The following is a 15,080-nucleotide window of genomic DNA, read 5'->3' as shown; positions in this document are numbered from 1 at the left end:
ATGGATACGATACAAGTAAGGGCAAGTGAACGTATTGATGAAGTGAAATTACATTCATTTTTAAAGAGTCAATTTCCAGAGTTACCAGAAGGAAAGCTAGAAATTTCACAGTTTAGTGCCGGACATTCAAATTTGACTTATTGCCTAAAAGTAGGCGAATTTGAAGTTGTTCTTCGTCGTCCCCCACATGGCCCAGTCGCCAAAAAAGCGCATGACATGAAACGAGAGTTTACGATTATATCTGCATTACATCCATTTTTATCTGCTGTACCAAAACCTTATGTTTACGTTGAAGATCGAGAGATTATCGGTAGTGATTTCTTTTTAATGGAACGCAAAAAGGGTATCGTACTCGATACTCATTTTCCACCTGGAACAGAAAATACGGAGGATTTAGGACGGCTCATATCAGAAAAAATGGTTGATTCACTTGTTGCTCTTCATGCAATACCATATAAGGAAACGAAGCTTAAGGATATGGTAAAGCCAGAAGGGTTTATGGAACGGCAGGTACATGGATGGATTGAGCGCTATGACAAAGCGAAAACGGCAGAGCATGCTGAAGTAGCGACATTGACAAAGTGGTTAAAGGATCATGTACCTTCTAATCATGAAGCAACCATTATTCATTATGATTACAAGCTGAATAACGCCATGTTTACAAGCGATTACTCTGAGATGATTGGTCTTTTCGATTTGGAGATGACAACTGTAGGGGATCCATTAGCAGATTTAGGTGTAGCCATGAGCTATTGGATGCATGCAGATGACCCAAAAATGCTACTATATGCTTTTGGAGAACCGCCAATAACGACTTTACCAGGGTTCTACACACGTCAAGAATTTATTAATCGATATGCAGAGAAAAGCGGGCGTGATGTTTCAGCCATCGATTATTATATTACATTTGCCTACTTTAAATTAGCTGTAATTTGTCAGCAAATCTATTATCGATATGTGAATGGTCAAACAAAAGACGACCGTTTTACACAAATGGATAAAATGGTAGCTGCCCTCATTCATCAGGCTTCCAAGGCACTCTAAACTATGGTGAAAATGACGGTTGTTTGTAAAGCAGCCGTCATTTCATATTGTTAAAACCTTTTTCTTTCAATGAAATTAAGGTGTCAAATTATATAATATTCGTTCGGTGAAATTATCTCTCCATTATTAGAGGCGTTCGTTAAGGGGTTCATTTGGGTTGTTCCAACGTGGTTATACATAAAATACTATTTACATACTTACCCATTCGACTACTTGGTAATGAACCTATATATTGTTAAGGAGAAAAAATTTCCCATACCTGTAAAGCAAACCGGCCAGATTGTTGAAGATCAACATTATTAAAGATGGGAATATTTGAGATGATGGGTATTAAGCAAACCGTAATAGTGGAACAAGGGGATGAAAGCGAGAGGGGATATTTATGACTTATAAGTTTGAGATTATGACTCAGGAACAAGCTGAGGATATTGCACATAATTGGCACTATGATGGAGGATATTCTTTTTATGATATAGAGGCCGATGAAGAAGATTTAGCTGAATTTTTAAACCCAGAAACAAGAGGTACCTCAATGTTTGCAGTTTTGAAAGAGGATGAAATCATTGGTTTCTTCAGTGTTAACAAAGTAGCTACTAGAATTTATGATATAGGTTTAGGAATGAGACCAGATTTGACTGGTGATGGTAGAGGGTTAGAATTTCTAAATGCAGGTATTGATTTTGTCCAATCAAGATTTACACCAGATAAAATTACATTATCAGTGGCAACTTTTAATCAAAGAGCGATAAAAGTATATAGGAAAGCTGGGTTTAAAGATATTGATACATTTATGCAAGATACAAATGGTAGCACATATGAATTTTTAAGAATGGCTTATGAATGCTAATTTAAAGGTTCTTTGTTCAATTAAAGGTTCAATTAGGGCAATCGTTTCTTGCGCTAACGGAGCAGTAGTAGAAAACGTTGATACATCAATGTTCATAGAGGGAGTTTAGGACAAGAAGAATTCAAGTAGGTAATAGCTTTTTAGAGGGGATTTATTGGGATATTATGCTAAACTGACTAAAAGGAGATTAAAGGACTGATTCAATAATGGATATTAGAAAACCTAACGATTTTGAACTAAAAAAGGTATTATCTCTTTCTCCACAAGCTGTTTTTGATGGCACATTAGGTGAGGTAGAACCTACAAAAGAAAAAATTGACCAGCTTGTTAAACCACTTTTGGAAAAGGGAAGCTATTATTTAATAGCAACAAAAAAAGATAAATTAATGGGCTGGATTCTTATAGGCGCTAGCAAAGACCAATTTACTGATATGATGAATGGATTTATTTACGAACTATTTGTTATAGAAGAATTTAGGGGAAATGGGATTTCTAAAATGTTAATGAGAGCAGGTATTGACCATCTAAAACAAGATGGATATTCAGAAATACGTTTAAGTGCATTTGCAGGGAATCAAGCAATTAAACTGTATGAAAAATTGGGATTTAGCATTAGGACAGTTACTATGAGTTTGCAGTTATAAGCAACTAGCTTTTTCACTACGGGTGCTTAACTTCAAGATGGGATTCCACAGGGATCCCATCTTTTTCTTCATCACGAAGTGGTGGAAACTGTTGATACATCAATGTTTATAGAGGGGGTGTAGTACAACCTTTTATAGAGTTACAAAAAAGCCGAACTCCACATTTTGGAAATCAACTTTTTTTCTATATATTAGCTTTTAGTTATAATCGAATTAATGGACTTCTTATGGCTAATTCAAATTTTTTAAATACCACGCATCCATAGCAGAGTGTTCAGAATCTGGTAGGGGTTCTTGTAAAAGTGTAAATCCAAATTTTTCATATAAAATACATGCAGTTTTTAATTCATGCATTGTTTCTAAATAGCACTTTTCATAATGTTTAGGGGCAAAAGACAAAGCTGTTTCCATTAATTTCTTGGAAAGCCCTAAACCTTGTGCTTTTGGACTTAAGTATAGCTTTTGTAATTCGCAAACTTTTTCCTGTTCGCTGAACGGAGCTATACCAATTCCACCTACAACTTCCCCATCTAATTCTACTACCCAATAGTTCGCATGTTTTAAATTATTATAATATTGGTAAAGGTCGTTAAGTTGAGGATCAAAATAAGCTGATCCAGGAACTGCTAATCCAAGTGATTTTAATGAATCTTGTATAATTTCTTTTACTTTTGCATTGTCTTCTTTTTTAATTTCTCGAATAATCATATACGATCTCCTTCAATTAGGTCTTAATAAGGATTGCCACAGATTTTTGAAAATATATCCCTAAAATGTTGACTTAGTCCACATTTATATTAATATTAAATGTGGACTAAGTCAACTAAAGGAGAATGTATGGATAAAGAAATTATTTATGATATCAGACAATTCAATCGTTTTTATACAAAGGTACTTGGTTTATTTAATAACCAAATTCTAGATACAGATTGTTCATTAACCGAAGCACGAATACTATTTGAAATAAGTGAGAGAACTGAGTGTATTGCAAATAATCTCGTGCAAGAACTTAATATTGATAGAAGCTATTTGAGCAGAATTTTACGTAAATTTGAGAGGGAAGGGTTAATAGAGAAAAAAAGCTCACCAATAGACAGTAGAAAAAATCTCCTATTTTTGACGAGAAAAGGGGAAGAACTACTAGATAAAATTAACAATCAGTCAGATGAACAAGTAAATCAATTATTTAATGGACTAACTAATAGTGAGATCCATGAAATTCGTAATTCAATGATGCTAATAAAAGAAAAATTAGATAATAATAAACTTTGAAGATTATCTTGAAATCGAGTCTTCTGTTAAAGGGCGCGATTATTTAATAAGCGTCGCTGTTCCACTTAAACTCCTAGGAAAGAACTTAATCATCTTTTATTTCTGTGGAGAAGAGCTAAATTGTGTGGAGATGGCTATTGGAGGCTTTACTTGAAGATCATTGAGTTGCATAGGCAGCTCTTTTCTTATTGAACTACCGAAGTAGGTTACTTTAAAAGGGCAAAAAAATTTATATACAGTAAAGTTTTTAGTTGTGCAGGGAGGGAAAACAATGCAAAAACAAATAATTCAAAATTGGAATCAGTATTGTATAGATGAAAATTTTGTTGGCTTAGGTTCTACAAGAAAAGTATATAGAGTTTTGGATTATGTAATAAAAGTGCATTTGCATCCAATTGGTTATAAACAATCAAAAAATGAATTAGAAATTTATACTTCAATGGCTGATAAAGGTCTCGACCGGTTATTCGCCCAGACATACTATGTGGATGAATTCATATCTGTACAAAAATATTACAAACCATTAGAACTAAAGAATAATCAGTCATATGAGGTGAAAGTTGAAGAAAACCGACGCTTGATCCCTAATTTGTTTGATGAGGTTTTAGAAATATTAGATAAAAACTTCGACTGCTTTGATTTAATAGACAGTAGTAATTATGGTTTAAACAATGATGGTAAACTTGTTTTTATCGATTATGGTATGACAAAGAAATTATATGAGAAAGAGTGGGTCCCATTAGCAGAAGTGGGCATACTTCCACAAATACATTTTGACTTTTGCATTATTTGTGGATTAGAAAAGGAACTACGTATGTACGGAGACGATGACAAAGACAAACGTTGTTATGATTGTGGTAAGGAATAAGGAGAATTAGTATGTCGGAAAATTTGTGAAGTATAGTACTTAAACACCCATGAAAGAACGTAATCATCTTCATTTTCTGTAGTGTTGGTGTATTAATTTACACGACATGGATGGCTAGGGGCTGCAAGAGTTTAAGATCAAGCTACCGAAGTCAAAGGAGCTTTTCTTATTGAGCTAAGTTAAGTGGCAACAGCTAGCTGTAAATTAATAGACGTAGATTATAAAAGGATTAACAGTAAACATGCGTGTGTTGCCAATCCAATAGCTGCATAATAGAAGAAGACTAGCCAAGCTAATTTAGCCTAGCTAGTCTTTTTTTCTATGTTTTATGATTGGTAGTGAACTATATTTATGCCTTTTATGTTTGGATAATAGGAATACTTTCTAGCTCCGAAAGTTGTTAACATCTACAAAAGCGCTTTCAATCCTAATTCCTCCTGTAGTAAGTAAATTTCCATGTCCTAACACATGAAAAAGGAGCTAATCTTACAAATGAGTAAGAATAGAGAATAAATAGTTAGTTAACAGTTATTCAAATATAAAGAATATCTAGTCTATAATTTAGACATCGAGGAAAGAAGGAGAAAAAAATGAAAAAAATTATAGGATTTGTTTTAGTTATCGTTATTTTTTTAGGTATAGGATACGGAGTAAAACGTTTTATTCAAGGTCCACCACAACCGGCCAATGGAATAGTAGTTATCGGCACAGAACAAGATGTCAATAAAGTTAAGCAGGAATATAAAAATAAAACCGAACAAACTTATGATTACAAAGCGAAGTTCATCGTAACAAAAAAAGGTGAATCAGAACATGAGTATTTGGTTATTAACAAAACTACTGCTGAACAATTAGTTAAGAAAGGAATTATTAGAGCAAGAAAAGAACCAAGAAGTGCATCTCTCATTTCAGAACCTGTTAATGAAATTAAAGAATTACCTAGTTCACAAAATTTATTCTATTCTATATCTGATTATGATTTGGTAGATAGCCAGATAGATTTGAATGGACAAATGATACCTGTAAGTTATATTAAGAATCAAATATGGGTCGGATATATGGCTATGGATTTTGTTATTCTAAATGACAAAACTTATGATGAGTTAGCTGACCCAGATTCCGTTATGACAGTGATTCACTTAAAGGATAAATTTGATTATAAAGAAGATAAAGAAGAAGTAGAACAAATTTACAAAACAATTGAGAACGTTTATCCAGATAGCAAACGAAAAGTAGATTTTGTTGACATACAAGATTGAGCTTTAATGATGAAAGGATGAGTCATATGGAAGTTGTACGTATGGAGAATATAGTGAAAAGCTATGGAGAAGGCAATAGCAGGGTAGATGCATTAAAAGGGATTGATCTTTCTATTCAGCAAGGCGAGTTTGTCTCAATCGTCGGTGCTTCAGGTTCTGGGAAAAGTACACTGCTACATATTTTAGGTGGGTTGGATCGCCCTAGTTCTGGGGAGGTATTCATTGGGGATAATGATATTTATAAATATTCAGATAATGAACTTTCAGTATTCAGAAGACGAAAAGTTGGGTTCATTTTTCAATTCTTTAATTTGATACCAGTATTAAATGTCCAAGAAAATATTGCTTTACCTACGTTATTGGATAGTGAATCTATAGATAAGGAGTATTTAAATGAAATTATGAATATCCTGGGGCTTCAAGAACGTAAGGACCACTTACCTTCCGAACTATCTGGAGGGCAACAGCAACGGGTTTCAATTGGCAGGGCGCTTATTAATCGTCCGCATTTGATACTTGCTGATGAGCCTACAGGTAATCTGGATACTCGAAATACGAAAGAAGTTATGGATTTATTAAGATTCACGGCAAAAAAATACAATCAAACCATTGTAATGATTACTCACGATCTAACAATAGCATCAGCCTCGGATCGGATTATCACAATACAAGATGGTAAAATCATTTCTGACCAACGACTGACTGCGAAAGAGTCACTGACCGGAGGGAATGATTTTGATCAATAGTTATAAGCAACTAGGTACTAAGTATTTAAAAGGGAATATGAAACGAACAATTTTGACGTTGGTTGGAATCGTGCTCTCTGTAGCATTAATTTCAACGATTGGTCTCTATGCGAAAGGATCACAACTTTCTCAAATTGAGAACACCAAAAAGTTAAGCGGGGTTTCTTTTCATGTTGGTATTTCAGATTACGATGAAGAGATATTAAATAAAATCAGATTTAATCCCCAAATTGAATCGTTTGGTTTAATGTCTGAAGGGGACATCTTTCCACTTGGAGAGGTTTCTGTGCAAATGAATTTTGCAGATCATCAAGCCTTCAATTTTTTAACCTATAGCCTACTAGATGGAAAATTACCAACCAATGCTCATGAAGTAGCTATCGATTCCTGGTTAATTCCTTATATTAAAAAAGATCTTCAAATCGGTGACTCTTTTGAACTGGATGGAAAAAAATATCAACTGGTTGGTTTACTAAATTATAGCCGGTCTACACAAAAAGAAAATCTTGGGCGATTATTAACATATAAAAGTGAGTTTGCTATTGGCGAGGGAAGGATATTAATTGAAATTAACGAAAAGGCAGACTTCAACGAGGTTTTAGACGAACTTAAATCAATTACTGAAAAAGATAATATTAATATTAATAATGAATTGATTCAAGTTTTGAAACCAGAATCGAATGAATCGCTTCTGATTATCCTAGTTATCGTTGTCAGTATTGTTGTAGTTGCGACAATTATTGTTATTTACAACGCTTTTCAAATCAGTGTCGTAGAACGAATGAAGCAGTTCGGCTTGTTGAGAAGCATCGGTGCTACACGAAAACAAATTCGACAAATTGTAATGAAAGAAGCTGCTGTGTTGGCTATCATAGCCATACCAATCGGCATTATATGTAGCTTATTGGCACTTGGTATTCTCCAAACCATTTTCTTGATATTATTAGAAGATAGTTCAAATGTTCCATTGTTCAATATTGATTGGCAGATATTATTGATTAGTTCGATTCTTACTCTGATAGCCGTATTAGTATCCAGTTATTACCCTGCTTTTTTTGCAGGTAGAATATCACCATTGTTGGCAATTAGCAGTAGATTATCAATAAATAAAGGGAAAATCAAAAATCAAAATAATAAGGTGCTAAGAAAACCTTTTTCATTCCCGTTAAGCATGGCCTTGAAAAATGTAAAAAGAAATAAAAATCGTTATACCGTTACCGTTTTATCAATTATTATAAGCAGTGTATTGTTTATTACTTTTTCATCTTTAATGGACATCGCATTTTCATCCAGACTTGTGAACGAACCGTATGAATCGGATCTTACAATCAATCTACATGATGAAAATAATGTTTCTTCTGAGAATCTGGAGGTTTTAGAACAAATAAAGTTGATTAAAAATGTATCTAAGGTTTCCGAACAAGACTTAAGTTTTGAAATTGAATTGAAAGATACAAATCAATCTCTCGCTACTGTTGAAGACATCCAGAACACTATTGGAAAAAATCACTCCATTGTAGTGATCAATAACTTTGAAGCAAAAAAAATCCAGAAAGAATCCGTTCTCATTATCAAAGTTCTTGTCTATGCTTTTATTGTGGTTATTTCTTTAATCGGTAGTTTAAATATCCTCAATACGATTACTATTAGCATCATGGTTAGGCGAAAAGAACTGGCTGCACTAAAATCCATAGGTATGTCCCAAAAGGATTTGAAAAAAATGATTACTTATGAAGCACTGATTTACGGTTTTTCTGGAAGCTTGCAAGGTATATTTTTCGGTTGTATACTTTCATATATTATTACGTATAATGCTACTTCCGGTTTCTTGAAAGCAGAATGGTCGATTCCTTATATTGCTTGTTTTATTACATTTGTTGCAGCTTTGGTAATCAGTTATTTATCTGTGCTGCTACCGCTGAGAAGAATCCGACAGGATAATATTATAAATACGATAAGAGAAGAATAATACCAAAGGCCTGGCTATTTATTATAGTCAGGCTATTCTGATTTGATGGTAACTGCTAATATAGAGTGAGAGGAAGGAGAAGATATACTTGAATAAAATATTACTTGTAGAAGACGATGAGGCTCTAGGTCTAGCCATTGAATTTTCATTAAGAAATGAAGATTATGAGGTGATTAGAGCTACTAGTGTAAAAGAAGCGAAAAGCCAATTTAATGATAATATTTTTGACTTGGCTATCTTAGATATCAACCTTCCGGATGGAAATGGTTATGACTTATGTTTGCACTTCAAAAAACAAAATAATGCAACAGCTATTATATTCTTAACAGCTTTGGATGAAGAAGCAAATGTGGTAATGGGACTAGATATTGGCGGAGATGATTATATAACAAAACCTTTTCGGGTTAGAGAACTTATGTCGAGAGTAAAAGTACAATTACGTAAACAAGCTAGATTGGAAGAAGTTTCAATGATTTTAATATCTGAAAATATAAAGGTGGATATGAACCAAGTAAAGGTCTATAAAAATCAGGGTATTGTTCCACTAACAACCTTAGAATATAAGCTTTTGTTAACTTTTATGAAGAACGCTCACAAATTATTAGAAAGAGATGAAATCTTACTGAAAATAACAGAAGAAGATGATGTTTTTTTTGGTGAAAATACGTTATCTGTATACATAATGCGTTTAAGAGAAAAAATTGAAGATGACCCCAAAAATCCTCAGTTTATCATTACTAAAAGAGGATTAGGATATCATTGGGATAAGGATGTGAACCGAGAATAGATGATGAAAAATACCGAATTGAAAGGTTATTTGATCATACTGGTGGTTTTATTTTCTCTATTTATCGTTTATCAGTTAATTTCACATCAAATATTTTACAATCAATTAAAAACAGATTCTATTACAGCCTGGGGAGAAATATCCGCCAAATTGATAGAACAAAATCCTGAGAATGAAGCAGAAATTATGAAAGTCTTAACAAGTAATTCTTCTAATTCAAGTGAATATCAGGAGAAAGGGAGAGAAATCTTTAGGCAGTATGGATTATACGAGGATTTGGAGACGCAACTTTTTCCACTTTTAAATAACCATATTTCTAGCTTTAATCAAACAATATTATGGGGAATGATTTGTTTCGGGTTAATACTGTTTCTGGCAAACTATATTCAATACAAGATTATTTTCAATAAAATTAAGCAACTTACTTCAACGGCTAAGAAAATAATTGATGGAGATTACTCCGTTACAATAAATGAAAATAAAGAAGGAGAAATCGCCAAATTAGCTGTTTCATTCCGCTCTATGAAAGACGTAATTAGAAAAAATATGAAGGATTTACTTGTAGAGAAGGAATTTTTAGGACAAATGTTGCAAGACATATCCCATCAATTAAAAACGCCACTTTCAACTATATCCATCTATAATGAAATGTTATTGATGGAAGATTTGCCCCGTCAGCAACAAGTTCAATTATTACAAAATAATGAAATGCAAATTTCCAGAATGAATGTCTTAATTCAAAACTTGTTAAAAGTAGCGAAAATTGATGCCAAAGCTGTTTCATTTGATAAAGAACCTTTAAACTTGGTGAATACCATTAATGAAGTTTTGAATCGTTTGGAAAATATTATCAATGAAAGGGATTTGTCAATTGACTGGGATGGGACGGAGGAAGTAGTGGTTATCCACGATAAATTATGGATGCAAGAAGCTTTGATGAACTTGCTAAAAAATGCGATTGAGCATTCTAAACCTGGTGAGAAAATCACACTTCAAGTCATGGATACACCGATTTATACAGAGCTCGTAATTCAAGATTTTGGAGAAGGGATTGCTGCTGAAGACTTACCACATATCTTTAATCGATTCTACAAAGCAAGCAATTCTAAAAAACATGATTCTACAGGGATTGGCTTGGCTTTAACAAAAGCGATTATTGAAGCTCATCAAGCTTTGATTAAAGTTGAAAGTGTGAAAAATGCTTATACAAAGTTTACAATTACCTTTATAAAATTTTAAAATGTTTTATATCTGAATCAGTTTTTAAGGTTGTAGCCGAATGAGAAAGATAGTAGTACTTATGAAACTTCCGAATTTCAGAATGGAAGACTTAGAAACGAAAGTCATTACACATCAAAATCGAATAAGTGTGTTTAATATGATATGGCGATTAGTTCAAAACAAAACGAGAACTCTTCAATTTGATATCCCTAGAAGTGGTGGAATCAATAGAAGTGTTGATATTTCGTGTAGCAACTAACAGAATGAAGATAGTAGTCGATGAATTTCACTTTCACCGAGAACGAAAATAATTGATTAATAGAAGTATAAAAATCTAAATGAACGTCTATATTGTAATTAAGAATTACGATTGTTTCAAACGCTAATTTCGATTATCTAAAGGAGTGAAATAGTATGAGCCACGACCAATATCATGAAGAACATGATAATATCTTACATTACTGCTTCACATACAGCTTAGAGGTTAAATACTACTACATGATGGTGAAAGAACTGAAAAAGGGACGTAGAATTCAGTCCATTCAGTTAGGAGATAGACAACTATTGATATGTTCATATAAACTGCCAAATTCAATTGATCTATGTGTACAGATTCCAATTGTATCATCTGTTAAAAAAATGCCTTTAAAACCGTCAGGAACAAGCGAATAGGAGTTTTATAAGTGTAGTACTGAAAATTCCGAAAACGATGAAAGAGCCTAATTATAGGCTCTTTTTTTTATGTACATAGGCAACGATTCTACAGATTGATACAATCGATAATTAATAATTTTAGAAATCTAATTTAAAGTAACAGAGTACTTCATTATGCTATAAATGTTTATTTAACATTAATTTTTCAATGAACCCATTTTAAAAATTCTTTTCTGATAATACAGTTTTTCAGTTATGTTTAAATAGTTTATATTAAAATTTGAACATAAGTGTGGCGGTGAAAATAAATAATTTTTTGGAATAGTTGCAGCAGCTGAATAACCAAAAAAAGACCGTCAAATCAACGTTAGAGGTCATTTGTACTTAATCTTTACTGTAACATTATCATCTTTATCACGAATTTATGAAAATCACTCAATTATTAAGCGTTTTATATTATTTATTGGCTGTATGAAAGGTCGTCTCCATCTAAGAGTCGGATAACATCATTTGACGACCGTCTCCACATGCATTCTTTTTTTCTTCTTCTTTGTTAATCAATCCTCCTAATACTTTTCTGTCTACTGTACGAATAATTAATTCTTCCATTTGAACAAGTGTTTGTTTCAATTCCTATCAGTATTAGTTTTGGTATTATTTATCAAATAATGAAATCACCCTTACTGCGTTTAAATTCGCAAACGATTAATTAGTTTTTTTATTTATTCAGTCTTTCTATTCAATACTACAATCTAATTGTCTTAAAACCTCTATAACAATAATAGACTAAATAAAAAAACTTCCAAAAAGTAGAAGGGATTTCAAAAGAAATGTGTAATTGTAATATTATAGAAAATAAAGAATTAATAGGGTGTTGGATTGTAAATTTCTTCTTTTTAACTTTTTGATAGTAGCTTTTCGAAATTTATTAGTTTCCAATCCTTTAAACAAACAATAGATAAAAAGAATTTTTGTGTAAATATTCCAATTTAAGTGATATTTATAGCCAAAGATGAAGTAACAGTGATAAATCACATCTTTAATATAGGATTAATAAATAATAAACAAAAAATCAGCCTAAAAATACACTGAAAGGAGGTGATTTATATGCAATGGAATTATTAATACTTAGTAAGGAAAAATGTAATTCAACTTATTAAACGAAAAGGTAGCTTAAAAAATACATTGAAAGGAGGTAATTCATATGCAATGGAATTATTAATATTTAGTAAGGAAGAATGTAATTCAACTTATTAAGCAGCTTAAAAAATACATTGAAAGGAGGTAATTTATATGCAATGGAATTATTAATACTTAGTAAAGAAAAACGTAATTCAACTTATTAATTATTACGGATGTACATGCTAACAATTATGATTATAAAAAGACAGGGCGTATTCCCTGTCTTTTTATAATGTTAAAACAGGTGATAATATGATAAATGCTTTTAGAGCTTTAAAGATTACGATTTATTTTTTAATTAAAAATTCAACTGTTATTCCTTTATGTGCTAGATTAAAAAATACCCAATTTGAAGAAGTATATAATTTCGAAAATGATCTTTACAAATTTTTAGATAAAATACGAAATAATTCTTAAAATAATATCAATTCAGAAAATATACTTCCATTTTTTGTATGCATAAGTTACACTTATATTATAAAAATTTACTGATATTACCATAAAAAGATGTAGGAGGAATCGTTATGACAAAAACAGAATTACAGTATAATCCTTTGGATTCGGAAACATTAAATAACCCATACCCGATTTACCATCAACTTCGTGAAAATTCTCCCGTTTTTTGGCATGAAGGTATGAAATCTTGGGTTCTAACCAGATATGAAGATTGTAGAGAAGTTCTTCGTAATCATGAATTGTTTGCTAGGGATTTGCGACGTATTGGTGCTGATATTCCTGATATAAAAAATAATCTTCAAACTTTAGATCCGCCTGCTAATATGCCGTTACGTAATCTAATGATAAAAGCTTTTAATTCTCAGGATATTGAAAGTATTAGACGTAGAGTTCATGATTTAATTGAGGACATTTACAAAAAACAAGCTTCTAATAAAGAATTTGATTTTATGAAAGAAGTTTCAGCTCCGCTTTCATTAAGTTTAACGTGTATTTTGCTAGGCATAGAGGAACCAGACTTAGAATCTATTGTAGAAATATCTGATGCTATTGCTTATCAGATGGACTCCGGATTAGTACCAGAGAATGCAGAACTCGGTATTTCAGCAAGAAAAAAACTCAACGAACTTGTTGAAGAATGGTTGGCAGCAGAAGAACAGCCTGGAATTCTATCTTATATAAGAAAAAATAGTCAGAAAGCTAATATACCAGAACATTATGTGCGTAACACTACAGGCACAATGTTTACTGCAAGCTTTGGTACATTATATGCATCTTTCGGTAATGCTTTACTTGTATTGTTAGAACAACCAGATATTCTTGATCAATTTAAAAATCAAGAGTTACTAGACTCTGGGGTTGATGAATTAATTAGATATGATGGACCAGCAACAGGAACTAGTCGTTTTGCAGTTAAGGAAACTAAAATTGGGGATACTATCATTAAGCCTGGTGAAATTGTTTTGACTTTACTTGCTGCTGCTAATAGAGATCCTGAAGTATATCCCGACCCAGATAGAATTATTCTAAATCGATCTGCAAAACCAAATCTTGGTTTCGGTTGGGGTCCACATTCTTGTGTAGGGACTTTGTTTGGTAAACTAGCAATTCAACAATTAATAGTATGTTTACTCGAATCGCCTAGACGTTTACAACTGGTATCGGAGCCTAGGCGACGCAATACGGCTACTGTACGTTGTATAGATGTATTACCTGTTTCATTTAATTAATTCTCTTTTACACTAAATGGTTAATTTATTAAAAGTAGTGATAGAAGGGGTACCAACAACAAAACGCAAATTTTGTACGCTAAGCAATTTTTCGCAAGAAAAAGCCGATTTTCTGTACGTTAAGGGATTATCGGCTTTTGTTTATTCTATTATTCTTAAATATTTAGGACTTGGTTTCACAAACAATACTAGGCATTAGCATTTTGAATAAAATCTACCATTTTCTCCTTTAATTCAATCGTAAATTCTGTACGTGTACTGAGATAAATTGATTATTACTAGACAGATGTACGTGTATAAGGGTTGCTGATTGCAATATCATAAGGTGATGATGGAGATTCACTTTAGCTCCGCTTATATAATTTAAAATATCCGTAAACTAATATTTATCCCTTGAAAGAAACTGAAGTATCTCCAAACATTCTTTCTTTAAAAATACTAAAAGTATGGAGCGGACGAAAGTGAAGAGAAGGAATTAGAACAACGGAATGGCAAAAAATCGCACTAGGTAGGGCGTTGTTTAAAGATAGTCCGATTATTATACTGGATGAACCAACTGCAGCTTTAGACCCCGTTAGTGAAGCAAAGATTATTAAAGAATTTTTAGATATCTCAATAGGGAAAACTTCAATTTTCGTTACACATCGTTTGGGAAGTTGTATAAACGCGGACGTAATTCAAGTAATGAAAGAAGGGGAGCTTGTTGAACAAGGCACTCACGATGAATTGATACTCCTGAATGGCGAGTATACTGAACTATTTAATATGCAAGCTAAATGGTATAAACAAAAAGAAATTGAATACAACTAATACCTGTAGCGTGGCATTGGAGCAAAAAGACAAAGATAAAAAAGTACATCATATCAAATAAAATCGTCATGTTTCAATAGGATCATAGTGAT

Annotated in this window: 14 protein-coding genes; 13 read left to right on the top strand and 1 reads right to left on the bottom strand. The window is 32.4% G+C overall.

The features are described 5' to 3' along the window. The 3 genes from ACIQ7N_RS18265 to ACIQ7N_RS18255 all read left to right on the top strand — a co-directional run bounded on the left by ACIQ7N_RS18265 (position 1) and on the right by ACIQ7N_RS18255 (position 2,535). Entirely contained in the window at positions 1-1,044 is a 1,044-nt protein-coding gene (locus ACIQ7N_RS18265; protein WP_402934688.1) for a phosphotransferase family protein, read from the top strand. Between the two features lie 382 nt (positions 1,045-1,426). Beyond that, positions 1,427-1,891 carry a GNAT family N-acetyltransferase gene (locus ACIQ7N_RS18260; RefSeq protein WP_402934685.1) on the top strand — a complete coding sequence of 155 codons (465 nt, stop codon included), beginning with the start codon at positions 1,427-1,429 and terminating at the stop codon, positions 1,889-1,891. A 206-nt stretch (positions 1,892-2,097) separates the two neighbouring features. Continuing rightward, complete coding sequence (locus ACIQ7N_RS18255; RefSeq protein ID WP_132360962.1) at positions 2,098-2,535, top strand: GNAT family N-acetyltransferase; 438 nt, start codon at positions 2,098-2,100, stop codon at positions 2,533-2,535. Between the two features lie 231 nt (positions 2,536-2,766). On the opposite strand, the gene ACIQ7N_RS18250 is transcribed toward ACIQ7N_RS18255, so the two are convergent. Beyond that, the gene (locus tag ACIQ7N_RS18250) at positions 2,767-3,243 is read right to left on the bottom strand and encodes a GNAT family N-acetyltransferase (RefSeq protein WP_402934681.1); all 477 of its coding nucleotides are present in this window, start codon (positions 3,241-3,243) and stop codon (positions 2,767-2,769) included. Between the two features lie 129 nt (positions 3,244-3,372). On the opposite strand from ACIQ7N_RS18250, the gene ACIQ7N_RS18245 reads away from it, so the two are divergent. The 10 genes from ACIQ7N_RS18245 to ACIQ7N_RS18200 all read left to right on the top strand — a co-directional run bounded on the left by ACIQ7N_RS18245 (position 3,373) and on the right by ACIQ7N_RS18200 (position 14,988). Continuing rightward, on the top strand, positions 3,373-3,807 hold the full coding sequence (locus tag ACIQ7N_RS18245) for a MarR family winged helix-turn-helix transcriptional regulator (RefSeq protein WP_402934678.1): 435 nt from the start codon (positions 3,373-3,375) through the stop codon (positions 3,805-3,807). A gap of 271 nt (positions 3,808-4,078) precedes the next feature. Beyond that, positions 4,079-4,675, top strand: a complete 597-nt coding sequence (locus ACIQ7N_RS18240; RefSeq protein WP_402934675.1) for a protein kinase — start codon at positions 4,079-4,081, stop codon at positions 4,673-4,675. A 590-nt stretch (positions 4,676-5,265) separates the two neighbouring features. After that, positions 5,266-5,934 carry a lipoprotein BA_5634 family protein gene (locus ACIQ7N_RS18235; protein ID WP_402934672.1) on the top strand — a complete coding sequence of 223 codons (669 nt, stop codon included), beginning with the start codon at positions 5,266-5,268 and terminating at the stop codon, positions 5,932-5,934. Between the two features lie 26 nt (positions 5,935-5,960). Further along, on the top strand, positions 5,961-6,680 hold the full coding sequence (locus ACIQ7N_RS18230) for an ABC transporter ATP-binding protein (protein ID WP_402934669.1): 720 nt from the start codon (positions 5,961-5,963) through the stop codon (positions 6,678-6,680). Then, positions 6,670-8,649: an ABC transporter permease gene (locus ACIQ7N_RS18225; protein WP_402934666.1), complete on the top strand. Its 1,980-nt coding sequence runs from the start codon at positions 6,670-6,672 to the stop codon at positions 8,647-8,649. The genes ACIQ7N_RS18230 and ACIQ7N_RS18225 overlap by 11 nt, the downstream gene beginning before the upstream one ends. An 88-nt stretch (positions 8,650-8,737) precedes the next feature. Beyond that, on the top strand, positions 8,738-9,436 hold the full coding sequence (locus tag ACIQ7N_RS18220) for a response regulator transcription factor (protein WP_132360948.1): 699 nt from the start codon (positions 8,738-8,740) through the stop codon (positions 9,434-9,436). A gap of 3 nt (positions 9,437-9,439) precedes the next feature. Further along, a complete protein-coding gene (locus tag ACIQ7N_RS18215) occupies positions 9,440-10,675 on the top strand; it encodes a sensor histidine kinase (protein ID WP_402934746.1) in 1,236 nt (411 codons plus the stop codon). A gap of 396 nt (positions 10,676-11,071) precedes the next feature. Further along, positions 11,072-11,329, top strand: a complete 258-nt coding sequence (locus ACIQ7N_RS18210; RefSeq protein WP_402934663.1) for a hypothetical protein — start codon at positions 11,072-11,074, stop codon at positions 11,327-11,329. A 1,688-nt stretch (positions 11,330-13,017) separates the two neighbouring features. Next, positions 13,018-14,178, top strand: coding sequence for a cytochrome P450 (locus ACIQ7N_RS18205; protein ID WP_402934660.1), 1,161 nt, complete (start codon positions 13,018-13,020; stop codon positions 14,176-14,178). Positions 14,179-14,694: 516 nt separating this feature from the next. Continuing rightward, positions 14,695-14,988: a hypothetical protein gene (locus ACIQ7N_RS18200; RefSeq protein WP_402934657.1), complete on the top strand. Its 294-nt coding sequence runs from the start codon at positions 14,695-14,697 to the stop codon at positions 14,986-14,988. Positions 14,989-15,080 lie beyond the last annotated feature (92 nt).

The organism is Lysinibacillus sp. NPDC095746 (assembly GCF_044763535.1).
Lineage (GTDB): Bacteria > Bacillota > Bacilli > Bacillales_A > Planococcaceae > Lysinibacillus.
Note: the sequence above shows the minus strand (reverse complement) of the source record. Positions and strands in the feature narration are given on the sequence as shown.

Coding starts and splice junctions, on each gene's coding strand:
- ACIQ7N_RS18265 (WP_402934688.1), top strand. CDS start 1: ATGGATACGATACAAGTAAGGGCAAGTGAACGTATTGATGAAGTGAAA.
- ACIQ7N_RS18260 (WP_402934685.1), top strand. CDS start 1,427: ATGACTTATAAGTTTGAGATTATGACTCAGGAACAAGCTGAGGATATT.
- ACIQ7N_RS18255 (WP_132360962.1), top strand. CDS start 2,098: ATGGATATTAGAAAACCTAACGATTTTGAACTAAAAAAGGTATTATCT.
- ACIQ7N_RS18250 (WP_402934681.1), bottom strand. CDS start 3,243: ATGATTATTCGAGAAATTAAAAAAGAAGACAATGCAAAAGTAAAAGAA.
- ACIQ7N_RS18245 (WP_402934678.1), top strand. CDS start 3,373: ATGGATAAAGAAATTATTTATGATATCAGACAATTCAATCGTTTTTAT.
- ACIQ7N_RS18240 (WP_402934675.1), top strand. CDS start 4,079: ATGCAAAAACAAATAATTCAAAATTGGAATCAGTATTGTATAGATGAA.
- ACIQ7N_RS18235 (WP_402934672.1), top strand. CDS start 5,266: ATGAAAAAAATTATAGGATTTGTTTTAGTTATCGTTATTTTTTTAGGT.
- ACIQ7N_RS18230 (WP_402934669.1), top strand. CDS start 5,961: ATGGAAGTTGTACGTATGGAGAATATAGTGAAAAGCTATGGAGAAGGC.
- ACIQ7N_RS18215 (WP_402934746.1), top strand. CDS start 9,440: ATGAAAAATACCGAATTGAAAGGTTATTTGATCATACTGGTGGTTTTA.
- ACIQ7N_RS18210 (WP_402934663.1), top strand. CDS start 11,072: ATGAGCCACGACCAATATCATGAAGAACATGATAATATCTTACATTAC.
- ACIQ7N_RS18205 (WP_402934660.1), top strand. CDS start 13,018: ATGACAAAAACAGAATTACAGTATAATCCTTTGGATTCGGAAACATTA.